The organism is Methyloferula stellata AR4 (assembly GCF_000385335.1).
GTDB classification, from domain to species: Bacteria; Pseudomonadota; Alphaproteobacteria; order Rhizobiales; family Beijerinckiaceae; genus Methyloferula; species Methyloferula stellata.
The window spans coordinates 1782860-1797458 of sequence record NZ_ARWA01000001.1 but is presented as its reverse complement, the minus strand read 5'-3'; the positions used below and the strand labels follow the sequence as shown (position 1 = coordinate 1797458).

The following is a 14599-nucleotide window of genomic DNA, read 5'->3' as shown; positions in this document are numbered from 1 at the left end:
TGCGAAATAGGCTCTCATTCGGCAGTGCGCCTGCCGTGCGTTGATGAGTAGCTTCGATGTTCGCGTTGCGTCGGCACGGTTTTATCTCCGGCCTCTCATGCCGGATGGCTGTCATGGGTTCGGTGCTTCTGCCTTGCGCCGCCCTTGCGCAAACATTTGATCCTGACGCGATCGAAGCGCTCTTGAAGGCCGAAGCGGCGCCCGGCGCGCAAGCGCCCCGCGCCGCGATGCCTGCCCCGCCGCAAGGCTCCGTCGAGACGCATGCCGCCGCGCAGCCTTCCACACCCAAGCCCGCGCCGGAGGATCTTTATCTCTCGAAAGATCCGCAGCCGACATTCACGACTGAAACGGCGCGCCTGACCGAAGAGGCGGCGCAAAACTATCTCACCATTGTCGAGGCGGGCGGCTGGCCTGTCGTGCCGTCCGGCGTCAAGCTTGCGCCGGGCGTGACGGGGCCGGCCGTCGCAACATTGAAGGAGCGATTGGCGATCGGCGGCGATCTCGACGCCACGGCTGCATCAGGCGACGCCTATGATGCCGCCGTCGAAGCTGCCGTCAAACGCTTCCAAGAGCGGCATGGGCTCGAACAGACCGGCGCGATCGGCGGACAGACCTTACGCGCGCTCAATATCACGGCGATTGCGCGCTATAACCAGCTTCTCGCCTCGGCGCGGCGCTTGCGCGCGATCAAATTTGCCTTTGGGCCGCGCTATGTCGTGGTCAATATTCCATCGGCCAATGTCGAGGCCATCGAAGAGGGCAAGGTCATCCGCCGCTATATCGCGGTCGTCGGAAAGACCGATCATCCCTCGCCCACGGTCGAAGCCAAGATCACCTCGATCAATCTCAATCCGACCTGGACTGTGCCGGCCTCCATCGTCAAAAACGAAATCATCCCGCATATGCAGGCCAACCCCGGCTATCTGGCGAAGGAGCATATTCGCATCCTCGATCAGGCCGGCGCGGAAGTGAATCCAGCGACAATCGATTGGGCGACCAATTCCGCGGCCTCCTTCACGCTGCGGCAGGACTCGGGCGAGACCAATTCGCTCGGCACTTTGCGCATCGACATGCCGAACAAGGATGCGGTCTATATGCACGACACGCCCTCCAAAAGCCTGTTTTCGGCAAGCGTGCGGTTCGGGTCGCATGGCTGCGTGCGGGTCTCGAAAGTCGAAGATCTCGCGGCTTGGCTGCTGGAGAATAACAGCGGCGCAGATCCATCTTCCGGGTCCGGCTGGACCGCGCAAACGCTCGATGCGGCAATCGCGCTTGGCACGCGGATGGACGTCAAACTGACGAAGCCCGTGCCGGTCGCCTGGGTCTATCTGACGGGCTATGCGACGCCCGATCATGTCGTGCATTTCCGCAACGACGTTTACGATCTCGACAATGGCGTCGACACGACGCCGACCGCTTCGATACCGCCGCATCCGCAGCAGCAATCGTCAGTGGCCCCAGGCAAGCCTGTCACGCCCGTAACGAAGAGCCTGCTCGAGTAGCTCAGCGTTGCACTTTACGCCTGCGCGATCGCGTGAAACGCATAGCCGCGATAGAGCGCCTGATGGCTCAGCATCAAGCCCCGTGCGCGCGTTTCCGCCTTCAGCTCGCGCGTGATCTCGACGCGCGGCACGACATCGAAAAGATCGAGCCAATTTTTGAGCGCCCTGCGAAACCATATGGGCATTCCCGCCTGATCGCCGAAATCGACGACATGCAAAGACCCGCCGGCGCTAAGAAGATCGAACGCATGCACGAGCGTTTCCTGCCACGGCGGGATCATCGACAAGGCGTAGGAAATGAAGATCCGGTCGAAATCCCTACGGCCGAAAAGCACGTGCGGATCGAAGCTGGAGGCATCTCCTTGCGCCAGCGTGATCCGCTGACCGAGTCCCGCCCGATCCACCGATCTTTGCGCCTGCGCCAGCATCACGGACGACACATCGACGCCGTAAAAATGCGCATTTCGGTAGGCCCGCGCGGCGCAAATGAGATTGCGCGCGGTTCCGCAGCCGACTTCGAGCACAGAGCCGCCGGAGGGTGGCGCGAGGCTTTCGATCAGGCGATCGCGGCCGAGCAGGTAGGGTTTGCGGGTCAGATCATAGATGTGGCGCTGATGGCGATACATCTTGTCCATCAAAATCGCGGCGTCTTGCATGTCCCGCACCCCGATCATCTTAAACGCATGATCTTTTCAAGATCATGCTTCGGCATAAAGTTTCGACGCATGATCTTATCCGAAAAGTCCGCACCTTTTCGAGATCATGCTCGGCGTAAAGTTCTGACGCATGATCTTAATCCGAAAAGTCTGCAACTTTTCGGGATCATGCTTTGACGTAAAGATGGAAGCCGCCATAGATCGACGAACGGTCCTGCCGCGTGAACGTGCGGCAGCGCGCCGCATCATAGGTCCAATGCGAGAGGATGTCGGCCGGCACGCGGCCGGGTAGAAGTCTCTCATCGGCGGCGGTACGGAAAATGACCCGCGCACCGGGACGCGCGGTGCGCGTGATCTCGCTCCACAGTTCCGTCAGATCGTCGTCCGTCATCCAATCCTGCGCATCGAGCAGGACATAGGCATCAAGCGTATCTTTGCCGCAGCATTGCAAATAATCGATCATGGATGCGTGGCGGACATCAACGCGGTCGCAACGTCCACGCAACGCCTCGAAATGGACGCGTTCGAGGTAAGGCGGGGTTGCCGGATCCGGCTTATTCTCATAGCCACGCGCCAAGGCCTGCCAAGCGAAATAATTCGTCGAAAGGTCGAAGTCGCAGGCCAAGCGGCGCGTCCGCTCGCGCAGAACCGCGACCATGTCGCCATCGCCGTCACGCGCCAAGGCCCTATATTGTGACGGCGGAATCCCCAGCCCGTAAAGCGAGGCAGGGCGCCCGATCAGCCAGCGGATGAAGCTCTTTTCAAAGAGAGGCGCGATCACCTGTTCAAACAATTCGTGCTGTTCGTCGCGCGAGCGCGCCTTCAACAATGCCTTCAGATCGCAGCCGTAGAGGCTCGCCAAGGCATGCGTGACGCCGATGAAATTGCCGAGCAAGCCATAACGATAGAAGTTTTTGGAAAAATGCGCGATGCGCCGCGAGCCCATGATCATCCGGCCGTCCCAATAGGCGCGCGACGCGGCATCGAGATTCGGGCGGATGAACCGGTCGTAGGCTGCGATATTTTCAGGCCGGTCGGCGCGGCCGAAGAAGAGAAAGAAGCTCTCGTAATCCGGCAGATGTTTTGCCGCGCAAAGTTTCAGCCGGTTGAGTGCGATGTGAGCGCCGTTGAGATCAATGGCGGTGATCTTCGCCGGCCCGTCGACGAGATAGCTCAAAACATTGCAGCCGCCTGACGCGATCGTGACGAGATGATCGCTGGGGCGCAACGCCAAGGCCTCCATGTCGACGGCCGGATCTTCCCAAATCTGCGGATAGACCAGCCCTCTGAAGGCGAAAGTGAAAAGACGTTCGAGAACACCCGCCTGCGACAGACTCTTGTTGCGATGGACAGCTGCGCTCAGTCCCGCGGCCGTTGTCCGCCGCATCACATTCACACTGTCGACCAATCGCTTTCCCCTCGTCCAAACAATGCTCCTTCTTATGCGCGTTGCGCATGTCCGCACGTTCCAACTGTCGGAAGACAATCGGAAATGCGTTGAAACGAGCTGTGAAAGCGCATTCGAAACGCAAGAAGGAGCTATCGTGCTCGCTCTAGGGTGTTCGAATGACAGTGAGATGACCAAAGCTGCCGGCTGTCATAAAACCAGTTGGAAATTCTCCAACTACCGCGCAGCGTAATCAGATCTTCGGCAGATGCCCCGCTTTGACGAACAGAGTGCAGCCTGAGACCGAATAAGGCGTATGTTCGCTGCCTGCCGGATCTCTGATCCAAGTGCCTGCCGGATAGTCTCCATGCTCGTCGCTGAAGGTGCCGTCGAGGACGAGGATTTCCTCGCCGGCCGGATGCATATTGCGCTCCAATTGCAGGCCCGGCGCCAGGCGGATGAGATAGGTCGATTCGCCTTCGAAATCGTGGAGAGGCAGCACCGCCATTCCATCGCGGCCCGCGCGCATCCAGTCGCCGGGCTTCGTTTCGATAACGACCCTCGCGACGTCTTTCGGCGAGAACTGCCAAAGCTTTACGAAGAGCAGGCAGCCGTGCTTAGTGAAGGGGCTATGCGAGGTGCCGATCGGATCGCGAAGATAAGTGCCCTCGGGATAGCGTCCGTGCTCGTCCTCGAAAAGCCCATCAACGACGAAGACCTCTTCGCCGCCGCCATGCACATGATGCGGGAAAAAGCTGCCCGGCTCAAAGCGCACAAGCGTGGTCGCGCGCGCGATCTCATCGCCGATCCGGTCGAGCATCAAGCGGTCAACGCCCTTTTGCGGCGAAGCCACCCATTCGGCCTCACCGGGACGAACCACTTCCTTGCGTGAAAAATCCGCGCGAACCTGCATCAGTTTGACCTGCCCCGTACCGAGCCTTTTAGGTGAAGCGGGTTGAGGTTTTAGCCGATCGCGGCGCAGGCTTCCATCTTTTCGGTCGCTCCAGGGTCATTGCGGCCGGAGCGAAGCTCCTCGCAATGGCGGATAGATGATTGAGTCCTGATCTTAAATGACCATGTGGGGACCGAATTCCGCGGCGGGAATCGGCTCGAGGAAGGCGATTGCAAATCCGTCTTCGAAACAGCGCACGGTCAGACCGCGCCGCCCTTTACCTCCGTCAAGGACAATGGGGGCGCCGACCGGCGGCCGGTACGGGCTGCAAAGCGCGAGGCCCGACGTCGAAATATTGATGATTCGTGCCGTTTGCACGGTGCCTTCGGCATCCATGAACTGGCAGGTTGTTTGCTTTGGCACGATGCGCTGCGCCCGTCTTTCCTTGAAGGACGCAAAGTCCAGATCGCTCGCGCCCTGGCCCAAACAGGCTTTGAACCAAGCCAGCTTTTGCGCGATGCGATCTTGATAGGCGTCGCCGACATCGATACGCAATCCCGCCGCCATCAAGCCCGTGATGACCCCATGCAGCTCGCCCAGAAGATCGAGATTGAGGTCAATGCGATCGCCGAGATGGCCTGCCACCTCGCAGGACAGAGCAATCTGATTGGGATCGATCTGCAACGTCCGGCAGGAGTGCAGCTTCCCGTCGGCGAGTGAATAATGTCCGAAAAGCTGGAGCCGCAGAAGCGTGATGCCACCCAGGCTCGGCATGAGCGCGGCCTTGAACTCGGCTGGCGCGGTCACGCCCGGCGCCGGCGCTAGAGCCAAAATACGCACGGGATGTTCGAAACGTTGGATGCCCATAAATTCTTCCTTTGTGCGCAGGCTTGAGATCAAAGGATGTTTTCAGAATGAGGACGAAACGTATGAAGATTCGTTAAAATGCGCGTTAATTGGACAAAAGACCTATGCCGATACGGCAGTACACCAGCAACACGTTGATTTTTAATGAATTACAGAGGCTCAAGACTTGCTGGGAGAAGTTTCCTATAGTTAAGATACCAAGCCCAGTTCCACTCTCAGGCGCGCTCTCGCCCTGACCGGCAGCCAACCGCCCCGGACATACTGATGAAACTCGAATTCGCAGATCTCTCCAAAGACGGCCTGATCCTTTACCCGCGTCCGCTCGCCGATCGCGCCCCGAGCCCGGTGGCAACGGCCGCGACGCCACAAGCCTTTCTCGATCAGGACCGCGATCTCCCCGAGCTTGTCGGCATCGTGCCAAACCTTCGGGATTTTGCCTGCGGCGACGATTACAATGTCGGAGCCTTCGAGATTAAGGCGCAGGGCACGAACACGATCTGCGTGCCGAGCAATCTGCCGCATCTTCTGCCGACCACGGCGCTGATCATCGACGATTTCTATCATCACGCCGGTACGACGGTCGCCGATCAGTGCCAGATCAGCCTGCAATTCTTCCGCACCAATTACGAAGCCGGCGATCATCTTCTCTTCGACCGCATTCATCGTCATGCGACCGAAGGCAAGATGGTGATCTATGTCGTGACCGCGATCGATCCGGCGGAAGGCGCGGACCCGAACGCGCTCGGCACGGAATTCTATTCGGCCTCCGTCATGGGCAAGCGCATCAGCCGCCCGAAGCTCGCGGCATCGGCTGACGATTTCAAAAAGCAATATATCGATCCGGGCGTGGTCGCGGCCCCCGGCGGCGCCATCATCCGCTTCAGCGAAACGACATTGCATGCAGCACCCGATATCACCCATGTCTCGATGATCGGCGGCGGCATCTTCGGCTCGACCGGCAGGAAGGCCTTGCGCCGGTCGCTATTGAACATCATCGCGAGCTATAAGCAGGGCGATGGCGCGGTCTATGGCCGGAGCCGGCCGCCGAACGATCATCGCGAAACGCCGGTTCAAAACATTGAGGAAAGGCGCGAGGATTATCGCGCCGCCGCCCTCCGCGTCATGGCCGAGAGCATGGCGTCGGATGCGGTGGGATAGAACAGCGAAACGGCCCGATCAAAAGAGTATCGAGCGCCACCTGCCCGGTTGCTTCAAAACCGATTGCCGGACCTATGCCTGCCATGTCGTGATTAACGCTCGTTATCCTTACCCGCCATCATGCGCCGGCACAAATCATCGGCGTCCCTAGAGCCTTGCTTCCTTGACGTGTATCAATGGGCTTGGACAGGTGTGCGATAAGAAGTGGGAAGAAGGAGAAAGTCCGAGATGTTCCAGCGCATTTTGATCGCCACGGATGGTTCCTCATTTGCCGCTGGTGCGGCAGCGCTGGCCGTGAAACTCGCCTCATCATTAGGGGCCGAACTTGTCGCGCTAACGGTCGAGATGGAATTCCCTGCCTATCTGTTCTCTGAAGTCGAGGTCCGCCATGCGGAACAAGCGCTTCAGAAACGTTCGGGTGAGATCCTGACAGAAGTCACCGAGATGGCTCGGCAAGCCAATGTTCCCTGCAAGACCCAAAGCATTGCCCATGAAGCGCCGTTTCGAGCCATACTGGACGCCGCTGCGGCGGAGGGATGCGATATTATCGTGATGGGGTCGCACGGCCGCGGCGGGCTCGCATCTCTTGTCTTGGGAAGCGTGACACAAAAGGTATTGGCGAATACCAGCTTGCCGGTTCTTGTGTCGCGTTGAGCAGCTATAATGGCTCATTAAGCATGGAGCCAGCCCACTTGAATTGGACGCTCATCGCGGTTGCTTGATTACAATTAAGATGCATGGAGCGCCACCGCACGATTTTTTTAAAGGACACGAGCACAGGTACTTCGAGCTGCCCCCTTTGCCGGATCTCCCGAGCCAAATCTCAACAATGAGCGCGCGATGAATCAAATGGACGAGTCAGCTGCGCTTACCATTCCGGCCGTCTCGGGCTTATCCGCCAGCGAAGCCATCTTGCGGCTGCAGCATGACGGTCCCAATAGTCTGCCTCAAGAAAAAAGCCGCGACTTGGCGCGCATCGTTCTCGATGTCATTCGCGAACCCATGCTGCAGCTTCTCCTCGCCGCGGGCGTGATCTATCTGGTGCTCGGCGATCTTGCTGAAGCCTTGATCCTGCTTGCTTTCGCAGTCCTTAATGTTGTCCTTGTCGTCGTTCAGGAAAGCCGGACGGAAAAGGCGCTCGCCGCCCTCAAGGATCTCTCGGCGCCACGCGCCCTTGTGCTGCGCGACGGTCGGCGCCAACGCGTTTCAGCCCATGATTTGGTTATCGGCGATATCGTCATCGTCTCGGAAGGGGATCGTGTCCCGGCCGACGCCGCGCTCATCGAGGCTGTCAATCTCGAAGTGGATGAATCGCTTCTTACCGGGGAATCCATTCCGGTTCGAAAAATCGCAGGCATGGGGACGGCGGAGGATGCGCGGCCAGGCGGAAATGACAGCCGCAATATATGGTCTGGCAGCCTGGTCGTTCGTGGCGAAGGCACGGCGCATGTCGTGGCGACTGGTCCGCGTACGGAAATGGGACGGATCGGCCGATCGCTCGCCACGCTCGAGACTGCCGCCTCGCCGCTTCACGAACAGACCGGCAGACTGGTCCGCCTGTTCGCCGCGGCCGGCCTAGGCAGCGCCATCCTGCTCACCGTCGTTTACGGGATTCTGCATGGCACCTGGGTGAAGGCCGTTCTCGCCGGGATCACCCTTGCGATGGCGACGCTTCCTGAAGAATTTCCGCTCGTTTTGACTATTTTCCTCATCATGGGTGCTTGGCGAATTGCCAAGAGCCACGTATTGGCGCGGCGATCGGCGGCGGTCGAGGCGCTTGGGGCGGCAACGGTTCTATGCGCCGACAAGACTGGAACGCTTACGCAGAATCGAATGAGCGTTGCAAAGCTTGTGAGCGGCAACGAGCATTTCTCGGTTACCGGCACCTCGGTCGCCGAACTCCCTGAACGCTTTCATCGTCTGGTCGAGTTCGCCATCCTTGCGAGCCGGCCCGATCCGTTCGATCCGATGGAGCGGGCCTTTCACGATCTAGGTCAGCACTATCTCGCCCATACGGAACATCTGCACTCAGACTTTGCCCTCGTCCGTGATTATGCTTTCTCACACGATCTGCTTGCGATGTCCCAGGTGTGGAAAGCCGCCGGCGGAGGAGACTATATCATAGCCGCCAAGGGCGCTCCCGAGGCGGTCGCCGACCTGTGCCATGTGAGTGGCGACACGCTCGATAAGATCCGGCAGGACATCGCCGCTTTGGCCGCCGGAGGCTTGCGCGTGCTTGCGATCGCCGAAGCGCAGTTCTCTGGCTCCGCCTGGCCGGCAGAGCAGCACGGCTTCGATTTTACTTTCGTCGGATTGGTCGGCCTAGCCGATCCGCTGAGGCCTGGCGTCCCCGACGCCGTGGCCGCCTGCGCCGCCGCAGGCATTCGAGTCGTGATGATCACGGGAGACCATCCGACCACAGCATGTGCGATCGCTCATCAGGCAGGCATTGCAACCGGCAATGTCATCACGGGACAGGAGCTTGCCGAACTCGCCGATGAACCTTTACGCAGGAGCCTCGAAAACACGTCCGTCTTTGCACGCATCATGCCTGAACAGAAGCTTCGTCTCGTCCAGGCCTTCGTCGCCAATGGCGATGTGGTCGTGATGACGGGGGATGGCGTGAACGATGCGCCATCGCTGAAAGCCGCTCATATCGGTGTCGCAATGGGTGGCCGCGGCACGGATGTCGCCCGCGAAGCGGCCGCCTTGGTCCTGCTCGACGATGATTTCACCAACTTGGTCACTGCTATCCGCCTAGGCCGAAGGATCGATGACAATCTCCGGAAGGCGTTTGGCTATATCCTCGCCGTTCACGTGCCGATCGCCGGCATGTCGCTCCTGCCGGTGCTTTTCGGCCTGCCTCTCTTATTGGGGCCGATCCACGTGGTTTTTCTTGAGCTCATCATCGACCCAGTCTCCTCGATCGTGTTCGAGGCAGAGCCCGAAGAGAAAGATGTCATGGCGCGCCCGCCAAGAAATCCCAAAGAGCCGCTGTTCGACCGCTCTCTGCTATTTCGCGGCCTGTTACAGGGTGGCGTGGTGCTCGCCGCGGCGCTCGCTGTCTTCCTGATTGGAATCCGCGATCTCCACGGCGATCAGGTCGCGCGTGCCATGGCCTTTGTCACTTTGGTGCTGGGAAACCTCGGTCTTGTCATGACCAACCGCTCGGCCAGCAGAAGCGTCTTTCTTACGGCGTTTCGACCGAACAAGCCGCTTGCTTTCGTTGTCTGCATAACCTTGCTGGCACTTGTTCTTTCCTTATCTATTCCGCAACTGCGTGAGATTTTCGCTTTCGCGCCGCTGAGCATCACCCATCTTGCCGAAGCGACGGGCGCGGCCGTTGCCAGCGTGATCGTCATCGATGTATTTCAACTGGTCATGAGCTGGATACGGGCACGTGCGTGGATGCTCACGCGCAAACCGGCGTCGCTCTGATTTATGGGTGCAGCACCGGACAGGCAGCTTATTTGAAACCAATCGCGATCGCCACGACCCAGGCCGCCGCGATCGAGAGAATAAGACCAGGCACAAGGCGCAGAACGAAGCCGCGAGATCCGGCGCTGATCGCTACGACGATCTTCATCAGCGCATTGCTGCTCATGGCGGCTAAGATCGGCAAGATGGCGGCCTCGGGGCCAAGTTGCCCCGAGGCGACCAGCGACGCGACGGAGATCGCGGCGGAATGGGTATCGACCAGGCCCGAAACGGCCGCACCTATGACGATTCCGGCTTCGCCGAACCAGGTTTTCAAATAGGCGGTTGCAACCAGCATCACGGCCAATGTTGCCGCAAGCCCAAGGGCGGCGGCGGCGCTAAAGGCACGGCCCCCGCCCTCGGCGGTCGGAACCTCGCTCGATCGCAGCGAACGCAAGGTAAAGGCAAGCGCATAAAGTGCAGCGGCTAAGCCGCCTGCAATCAGCGCCGGGGCCATGACGCGCAGCACCGGCGTACTCGTGGCCAAGAGCAACAGGATCATTTGCACGAAGGTCGCGACCGTCGAAAGAGCCGCGCCGGCAACCGCCGCTGCCATCACTGCTATTTCCTTTGCCGCGCGGTTGGCCATCGCGCCGATTGTGGCCGTGCTAGAGACAAAGCCGGACGCGAGACCCGCAATCGGCAACCCGTACCTCGCTCCAAAGGCACGAATCGCGATGTGACCGCCAGCGCCGATCGCCGTCACCAAGACAACAAGTAACCACAAGCTATGCGGGTTCAGCGAATTGAGCGGCCCCATATAGCTATCGGGCAGTTGCGGCCAAATCACGAGCGTAACGACGGCGAAAATGAATCCGTCGTTCATCTCATTATCCGTCAATACGCCCCTTACGAATTGATGGAGCGGCGCTTTCGCGGCAAACACGACGGCGACCGTGACTCCCAGCGCCGATGCCAGCGGCGGATCCGACATGGCAAGGCCGCCAAGAAGAGGCGTGGCCAAAAGGCCGATGGCCGTGGTCAATCCCGGGTCGCCGCGATCTTCGCGCCCGTAGGACAAAGCTGCCAATATCGCAACGGCGCCCGTGACGATGGCGAGAAGCCATGTGCCTCCGACATGCACGGCGACAGCGCCCAACAAGGCAGTGAGCCCAAAGGTCCGAATCCCCGCCGGACGCCGATGCGGTCCCTCGCCTTTGCTGCGCTCGCGTTCCAGCCCGATGAGTAGGCCGATAGCCAGAGCGATCAAAAGTCTAAACCAAGGCGACGCGAGCATAATGCACCCCACTGAAAGCAACATGCCCAAACTGAAGGCGGCGGCGCGCGACTCTTACTGCGGATGACACCTTACCTGTTTTGATACCAATCAAGCGGCTCATATTGCGCGCGGCCTTGGCAGGGGCGAGCCGAGGTTCGTATATATGCCAGCGTGCCCATATGGAGGTCGATGCGTTGCGTGATCCTCACCACACGAACCGCCATGGAGGCTCATGAAGCGCGATCCTCAACTGGGCCGTTTCCTGCGTTCGCTGCCCCACTGGGTTCGTCGCTCATATCTTTGGTTGATCCACCCGCGGGCAAAATGGCTGCGCATCCTCCTTGGATGCGCGTTCATCGCAGGAGGCCTGTTCGGCTTTCTCCCGCTTCTCGGTTTTTGGATGCTGCCGCTTGGCGCTTTGCTGATTGGCAGGGACATCCCGCCGGTCCGGCGTAACATCTTGCACATGCTGGAGCATTTGAGGCACTGGTGCAACGCTCAAGATGGCAAGGAAAGATAAAGAAGCGTTTCCGTAATGGATCGACATATCGAATGATTGATCTGCAGCAAGGCGGCCCGGCGATCTGACGCGGATGCTTTGGTCCGCGTTTGGAGGATCTCATGGCATATCGAACTATTCAGCTGTGCCTCGTCGTCGACGATGAGCCGCTTTCGCAAGTGGTCGCCGATTACGCGCTATCCTTCTGCGACCGCGAAAAGGCACATGTAACGGCACAATTGGCCGTACCCATCCTGGATTTGCCGAGCGCGCGGCTGCTTCCCCTGGTCCACGCCGTCATTGATGAGGTGAATGAAAGGAGACTCAACAAGGCCACCGCTGAACGCGATCGGATCGAAGTGTCGGCGCGCCTCGCAGGCGTAACGATCGACTGCAATATTGTGCAGCAGCCCTATATCCAAATCCGGGACAATTTCGTTGCTGGCGCGCGGCTGAGCGATCTCATTATTCTGCCCAGGCCTACAGCTCTATTGTCGTCTGAACAGGGCATTATCGAGGCTATTCTCTTCGGCTCTGGCCGCCCGGTCCTGGTCGTGCCGCCGGACTGGACGCGGGGCCCCGTCTTTCGTCGGATTGTCGTCGCATGGGATGGTGGTCAGTACGCGGCGCGCGCGATCGGAGATGCGATGTCTTTGCTCGCCAAGGCAGACGAGGTCGAGATCGTTTGCATTGGCCCCGATGCCAACAAGAGTATGGCTGGCGCTGATCTCGCACAGCATCTCGCCCGTCACTGTAAGGTGCCGAAGCTCACCGAATTGCAAATCGAGTTCGGCGATGCTGGAAGAACACTGCGCGATCACCTTGCCACAGTTACACCCGACCTTTTGGTAATGGGTGCTTATGCTCATTCCCGTTTCTTGCAATTCATTTTAGGCGGGGTGACGAGTTCAATGTTGAGCGATGCGAGCCTTCCTGTGTTCTACTCGCATTGAAAAATTTCTTTTGCACCGGCTCGATGAATGATGCCGACGAATGTCGGCAATTGCATTATCGCACTCGCAAAGCGACCGAACCACTTTCGGCGCAAACCAGACCGAACGGAAGTGTTCAACTGGGATTGCCGTCCGCGCGCACCGGCCGCCGTTTCCAGACGCGATCGAAGACGCCTGCGATGCCGTCGCGGAAAAGCAAAACGCAGATGACGAAGATCGCCCCCTCAACGATGGTCACCCAGCCGCCGAGCGAGGCCAGATAGGTCTCCATCGTCTCGACAAGAAGCGCGCCGATGATCGGACCGAAGATGGTGCCAAGCCCGCCGACAAGCGTCATCAGAATCACTTCGCCCGACATCGCCCAATGAACGTCCGTCAGCGAGGCAAGCTGAAACACAAGCGCCTTGGTTGCGCCGGCCAGGCCCGCGAGCGTCGCGGAGAGCGTAAAGAGGATCAGCTTGAAACGCTCCGTCTGATAGCCGAGCGAGACCGCGCGGGGTTCGTTCTCCCGTATCGCTTTCATCACCTGCCCGAAGGGCGAATGGATGATGCGGTTGATCGCAAAGAGCCCGGCCAGAAAGATCACCGCGACCAGAACATAAAGCGCGCGGTCGTTCGTAAGATCGACGAGCCCGAAGAGCTTGCCGCGCGGCACGGATTGGATGCCGTCTTCGCCGCCGGTAAAGGGCGCCTGCAACGAGAAAAAATAGACCATCTGCGCCAGCGCCAGCGTGATCATCGCAAAATAAATGCCCTGCCTGCGGATCGCCAGCGCGCCGAAGACGAGGCCAAGCAAGCCAGCTGCCAATGTGCCGAGCACAATGGCAAGCTCCGGCGTCAGGTGCCAGGACTTGGCCGCATAGGCGCAGACATAGCTTGCCGTACCGAAATAGGCGGCATGCCCGAAAGACAAAAGCCCGCCATAGCCGAGCAGAAGATTAAAGGCGCAAGCGAAGAGCCCGAAGCACAAAACTTTCATCACGAAAACCGGATAGGCGACGAAAGGCGCGATGCAGAGAGCAGCGACGATGAACAGAAAGATCATCCAATCGCGCGAAGCCGCGGGAGCGGCGGCGGATTGCGACAGCGCCGCATCGACGCTCATGCGGCTCTCCCGAAGAGGCCGGCGGGCTTGAACAATAGGACGAGGATCATGATGAAGAAGATCACCGTCGAAGCTGCCTCGGGATAGAAGACCTTGGTCAGGCCTTCGATCAGCCCGAGACCGAAGCCGGTCAGCACGGCCCCGAAGATCGATCCCATCCCGCCGATCACGACAATGGCAAAAACGACAATGATGATGTCGGCGCCCATGATTGGGTTCACCGAATAGATCGGCGCCGCAAGCACGCCGGCGAAGGCCGCGAGCGCTACGCCAAATCCATAAGTCAGCGTCAGCAACAAAGGCACGTTGACGCCGAAAGCCTGGACGAGCGTCGGGTTTTCGGTGGCGGCGCGCAAATAGGCGCCGAGCTTGGTCTTTTCGATGATCAGCCAGGTCGCAAGGCAGACAAAGGCCGACAGAACGACGACGAAAGCGCGGTATTTCGGCAGGAACATGAAACCGAGATTCCAGCCGCCCGAGAGCTCCGGCGGTATCGCATAGGGCAGTCCGGAAACGCCGTAATAGTTGCGAAACAGGCCCTGGATGATGAGCGCAAGACCGAAGGTGAGCAGCAGCCCGTAGAGCGGATCGAGCCGATAGAGACGCGAAATGAACAGACGTTCGATGATGATCCCGAAGAGGCCGACTGCGAGCGGCGCCAGGATCAGCGCCCACCAGAAGCCGACGCCGGCATAATTCAACAGCATCCATGCCGCGAAGGCGCCCATCATATATTGCGCGCCATGGGCGAAATTGATGATGTTGAGAAGACCGAAGATGACCGCGAGGCCGAGGCTCAAAATGGCATAGAAGGAGCCGTTGATGAGGCCCAGCAGGAGCTGACCCAGCAAGGCCTGGAGCGGAACGCCGAACACCATCGCGGT

Annotated in this window: 13 protein-coding genes; 6 read left to right on the top strand and 7 right to left on the bottom strand. The window is 59.5% G+C overall.

Annotation, left to right across the window (positions count from 1 at the left end; all coding sequences use genetic code 11):
• Positions 1-113: 113 nt before the first annotated feature.
• Entirely contained in the window at positions 114-1502 is a 1389-nt protein-coding gene (locus tag A3OQ_RS21810; RefSeq protein ID WP_020175017.1) for a L,D-transpeptidase family protein, read from the top strand.
• A 14-nt stretch (positions 1503-1516) separates the two neighbouring features.
• Here A3OQ_RS21810 and A3OQ_RS0108805 read toward each other — a convergent pair whose 3' ends face one another.
• The 4 genes from A3OQ_RS0108805 to A3OQ_RS0108785 form a co-directional block, all read right to left on the bottom strand.
• Entirely contained in the window at positions 1517-2176 is a 660-nt protein-coding gene (locus A3OQ_RS0108805) for a class I SAM-dependent methyltransferase (protein WP_020175016.1), read from the bottom strand.
• Positions 2177-2324: 148 nt separating this feature from the next.
• Positions 2325-3566, bottom strand: a complete 1242-nt coding sequence (locus tag A3OQ_RS0108800) for a BtaA family protein (protein ID WP_020175015.1) — start codon at positions 3564-3566, stop codon at positions 2325-2327.
• Positions 3567-3798: 232 nt separating this feature from the next.
• Complete coding sequence (locus A3OQ_RS0108790; protein ID WP_020175014.1) at positions 3799-4458, bottom strand: cupin domain-containing protein; 660 nt, start codon at positions 4456-4458, stop codon at positions 3799-3801.
• A gap of 153 nt (positions 4459-4611) precedes the next feature.
• Entirely contained in the window at positions 4612-5304 is a 693-nt protein-coding gene (locus tag A3OQ_RS0108785) for a PilZ domain-containing protein (RefSeq protein ID WP_152428369.1), read from the bottom strand.
• A 264-nt stretch (positions 5305-5568) separates the two neighbouring features.
• On the opposite strand from A3OQ_RS0108785, the gene A3OQ_RS0108780 reads away from it, so the two are divergent.
• From A3OQ_RS0108780 to A3OQ_RS0108770, 3 genes are all read left to right on the top strand, one after another.
• Complete coding sequence (locus tag A3OQ_RS0108780) at positions 5569-6462, top strand: hypothetical protein (protein WP_020175012.1); 894 nt, start codon at positions 5569-5571, stop codon at positions 6460-6462.
• 228 nt (positions 6463-6690) lie between these two features.
• Complete coding sequence (locus tag A3OQ_RS0108775; protein ID WP_020175011.1) at positions 6691-7116, top strand: universal stress protein; 426 nt, start codon at positions 6691-6693, stop codon at positions 7114-7116.
• A gap of 186 nt (positions 7117-7302) precedes the next feature.
• Positions 7303-9900 (top strand): cation-translocating P-type ATPase, encoded by a 2598-nt coding sequence (locus A3OQ_RS0108770; protein WP_020175010.1) that lies wholly within the window; start codon positions 7303-7305, stop codon positions 9898-9900.
• 28 nt (positions 9901-9928) lie between these two features.
• Here the strand turns inward: A3OQ_RS0108770 and A3OQ_RS0108765 are convergent, their stop codons facing one another.
• On the bottom strand, positions 9929-11176 hold the full coding sequence (locus A3OQ_RS0108765; RefSeq protein ID WP_020175009.1) for an MgtC/SapB family protein: 1248 nt from the start codon (positions 11174-11176) through the stop codon (positions 9929-9931).
• 214 nt (positions 11177-11390) lie between these two features.
• Here A3OQ_RS0108765 and A3OQ_RS24035 point away from each other — a divergent pair, with 214 nt between their 5' ends.
• Both A3OQ_RS24035 and A3OQ_RS23505 read left to right on the top strand, forming a co-directional pair.
• Positions 11391-11678, top strand: coding sequence for a hypothetical protein (locus tag A3OQ_RS24035; RefSeq protein WP_020175008.1), 288 nt, complete (start codon positions 11391-11393; stop codon positions 11676-11678).
• 101 nt (positions 11679-11779) lie between these two features.
• Positions 11780-12610 carry a universal stress protein gene (locus A3OQ_RS23505; RefSeq protein WP_020175007.1) on the top strand — a complete coding sequence of 277 codons (831 nt, stop codon included), beginning with the start codon at positions 11780-11782 and terminating at the stop codon, positions 12608-12610.
• 115 nt (positions 12611-12725) lie between these two features.
• On the opposite strand, the gene A3OQ_RS0108750 is transcribed toward A3OQ_RS23505, so the two are convergent.
• Together A3OQ_RS0108750 and A3OQ_RS0108745 are read right to left on the bottom strand one after the other, a co-directional pair.
• The gene (locus A3OQ_RS0108750; protein ID WP_020175006.1) at positions 12726-13715 is read right to left on the bottom strand and encodes a branched-chain amino acid ABC transporter permease; all 990 of its coding nucleotides are present in this window, start codon (positions 13713-13715) and stop codon (positions 12726-12728) included.
• Complete coding sequence (locus A3OQ_RS0108745) at positions 13712-14593, bottom strand: branched-chain amino acid ABC transporter permease (protein ID WP_425280304.1); 882 nt, start codon at positions 14591-14593, stop codon at positions 13712-13714. Before A3OQ_RS0108745 ends, A3OQ_RS0108750 begins: the two co-directional genes overlap by 4 nt.
• Between the last annotated feature and the right edge of the window lie 6 nt (positions 14594-14599).

Excerpts from the sequence above, each read along its gene's own strand:
- A3OQ_RS0108790 (WP_020175014.1), bottom strand. The coding sequence starts at position 4,458 with ATGCAGGTTCGCGCGGATTTTTCACGCAAGGAAGTGGTTCGTCCCGGT.
- A3OQ_RS0108805 (WP_020175016.1), bottom strand. The coding sequence starts at position 2,176 with ATGATCGGGGTGCGGGACATGCAAGACGCCGCGATTTTGATGGACAAG.
- A3OQ_RS0108765 (WP_020175009.1), bottom strand. The coding sequence starts at position 11,176 with ATGCTCGCGTCGCCTTGGTTTAGACTTTTGATCGCTCTGGCTATCGGC.
- A3OQ_RS0108770 (WP_020175010.1), top strand. The coding sequence starts at position 7,303 with ATGAATCAAATGGACGAGTCAGCTGCGCTTACCATTCCGGCCGTCTCG.
- A3OQ_RS0108785 (WP_152428369.1), bottom strand. The coding sequence starts at position 5,304 with ATGGGCATCCAACGTTTCGAACATCCCGTGCGTATTTTGGCTCTAGCG.
- A3OQ_RS21810 (WP_020175017.1), top strand. The coding sequence starts at position 114 with ATGGGTTCGGTGCTTCTGCCTTGCGCCGCCCTTGCGCAAACATTTGAT.
- A3OQ_RS23505 (WP_020175007.1), top strand. The coding sequence starts at position 11,780 with ATGGCATATCGAACTATTCAGCTGTGCCTCGTCGTCGACGATGAGCCG.
- A3OQ_RS24035 (WP_020175008.1), top strand. The coding sequence starts at position 11,391 with ATGAAGCGCGATCCTCAACTGGGCCGTTTCCTGCGTTCGCTGCCCCAC.
- A3OQ_RS0108750 (WP_020175006.1), bottom strand. The coding sequence starts at position 13,715 with ATGAGCGTCGATGCGGCGCTGTCGCAATCCGCCGCCGCTCCCGCGGCT.
- A3OQ_RS0108745 (WP_425280304.1), bottom strand. The coding sequence starts at position 14,593 with ATGGTGTTCGGCGTTCCGCTCCAGGCCTTGCTGGGTCAGCTCCTGCTG.
- A3OQ_RS0108775 (WP_020175011.1), top strand. The coding sequence starts at position 6,691 with ATGTTCCAGCGCATTTTGATCGCCACGGATGGTTCCTCATTTGCCGCT.
- A3OQ_RS0108780 (WP_020175012.1), top strand. The coding sequence starts at position 5,569 with ATGAAACTCGAATTCGCAGATCTCTCCAAAGACGGCCTGATCCTTTAC.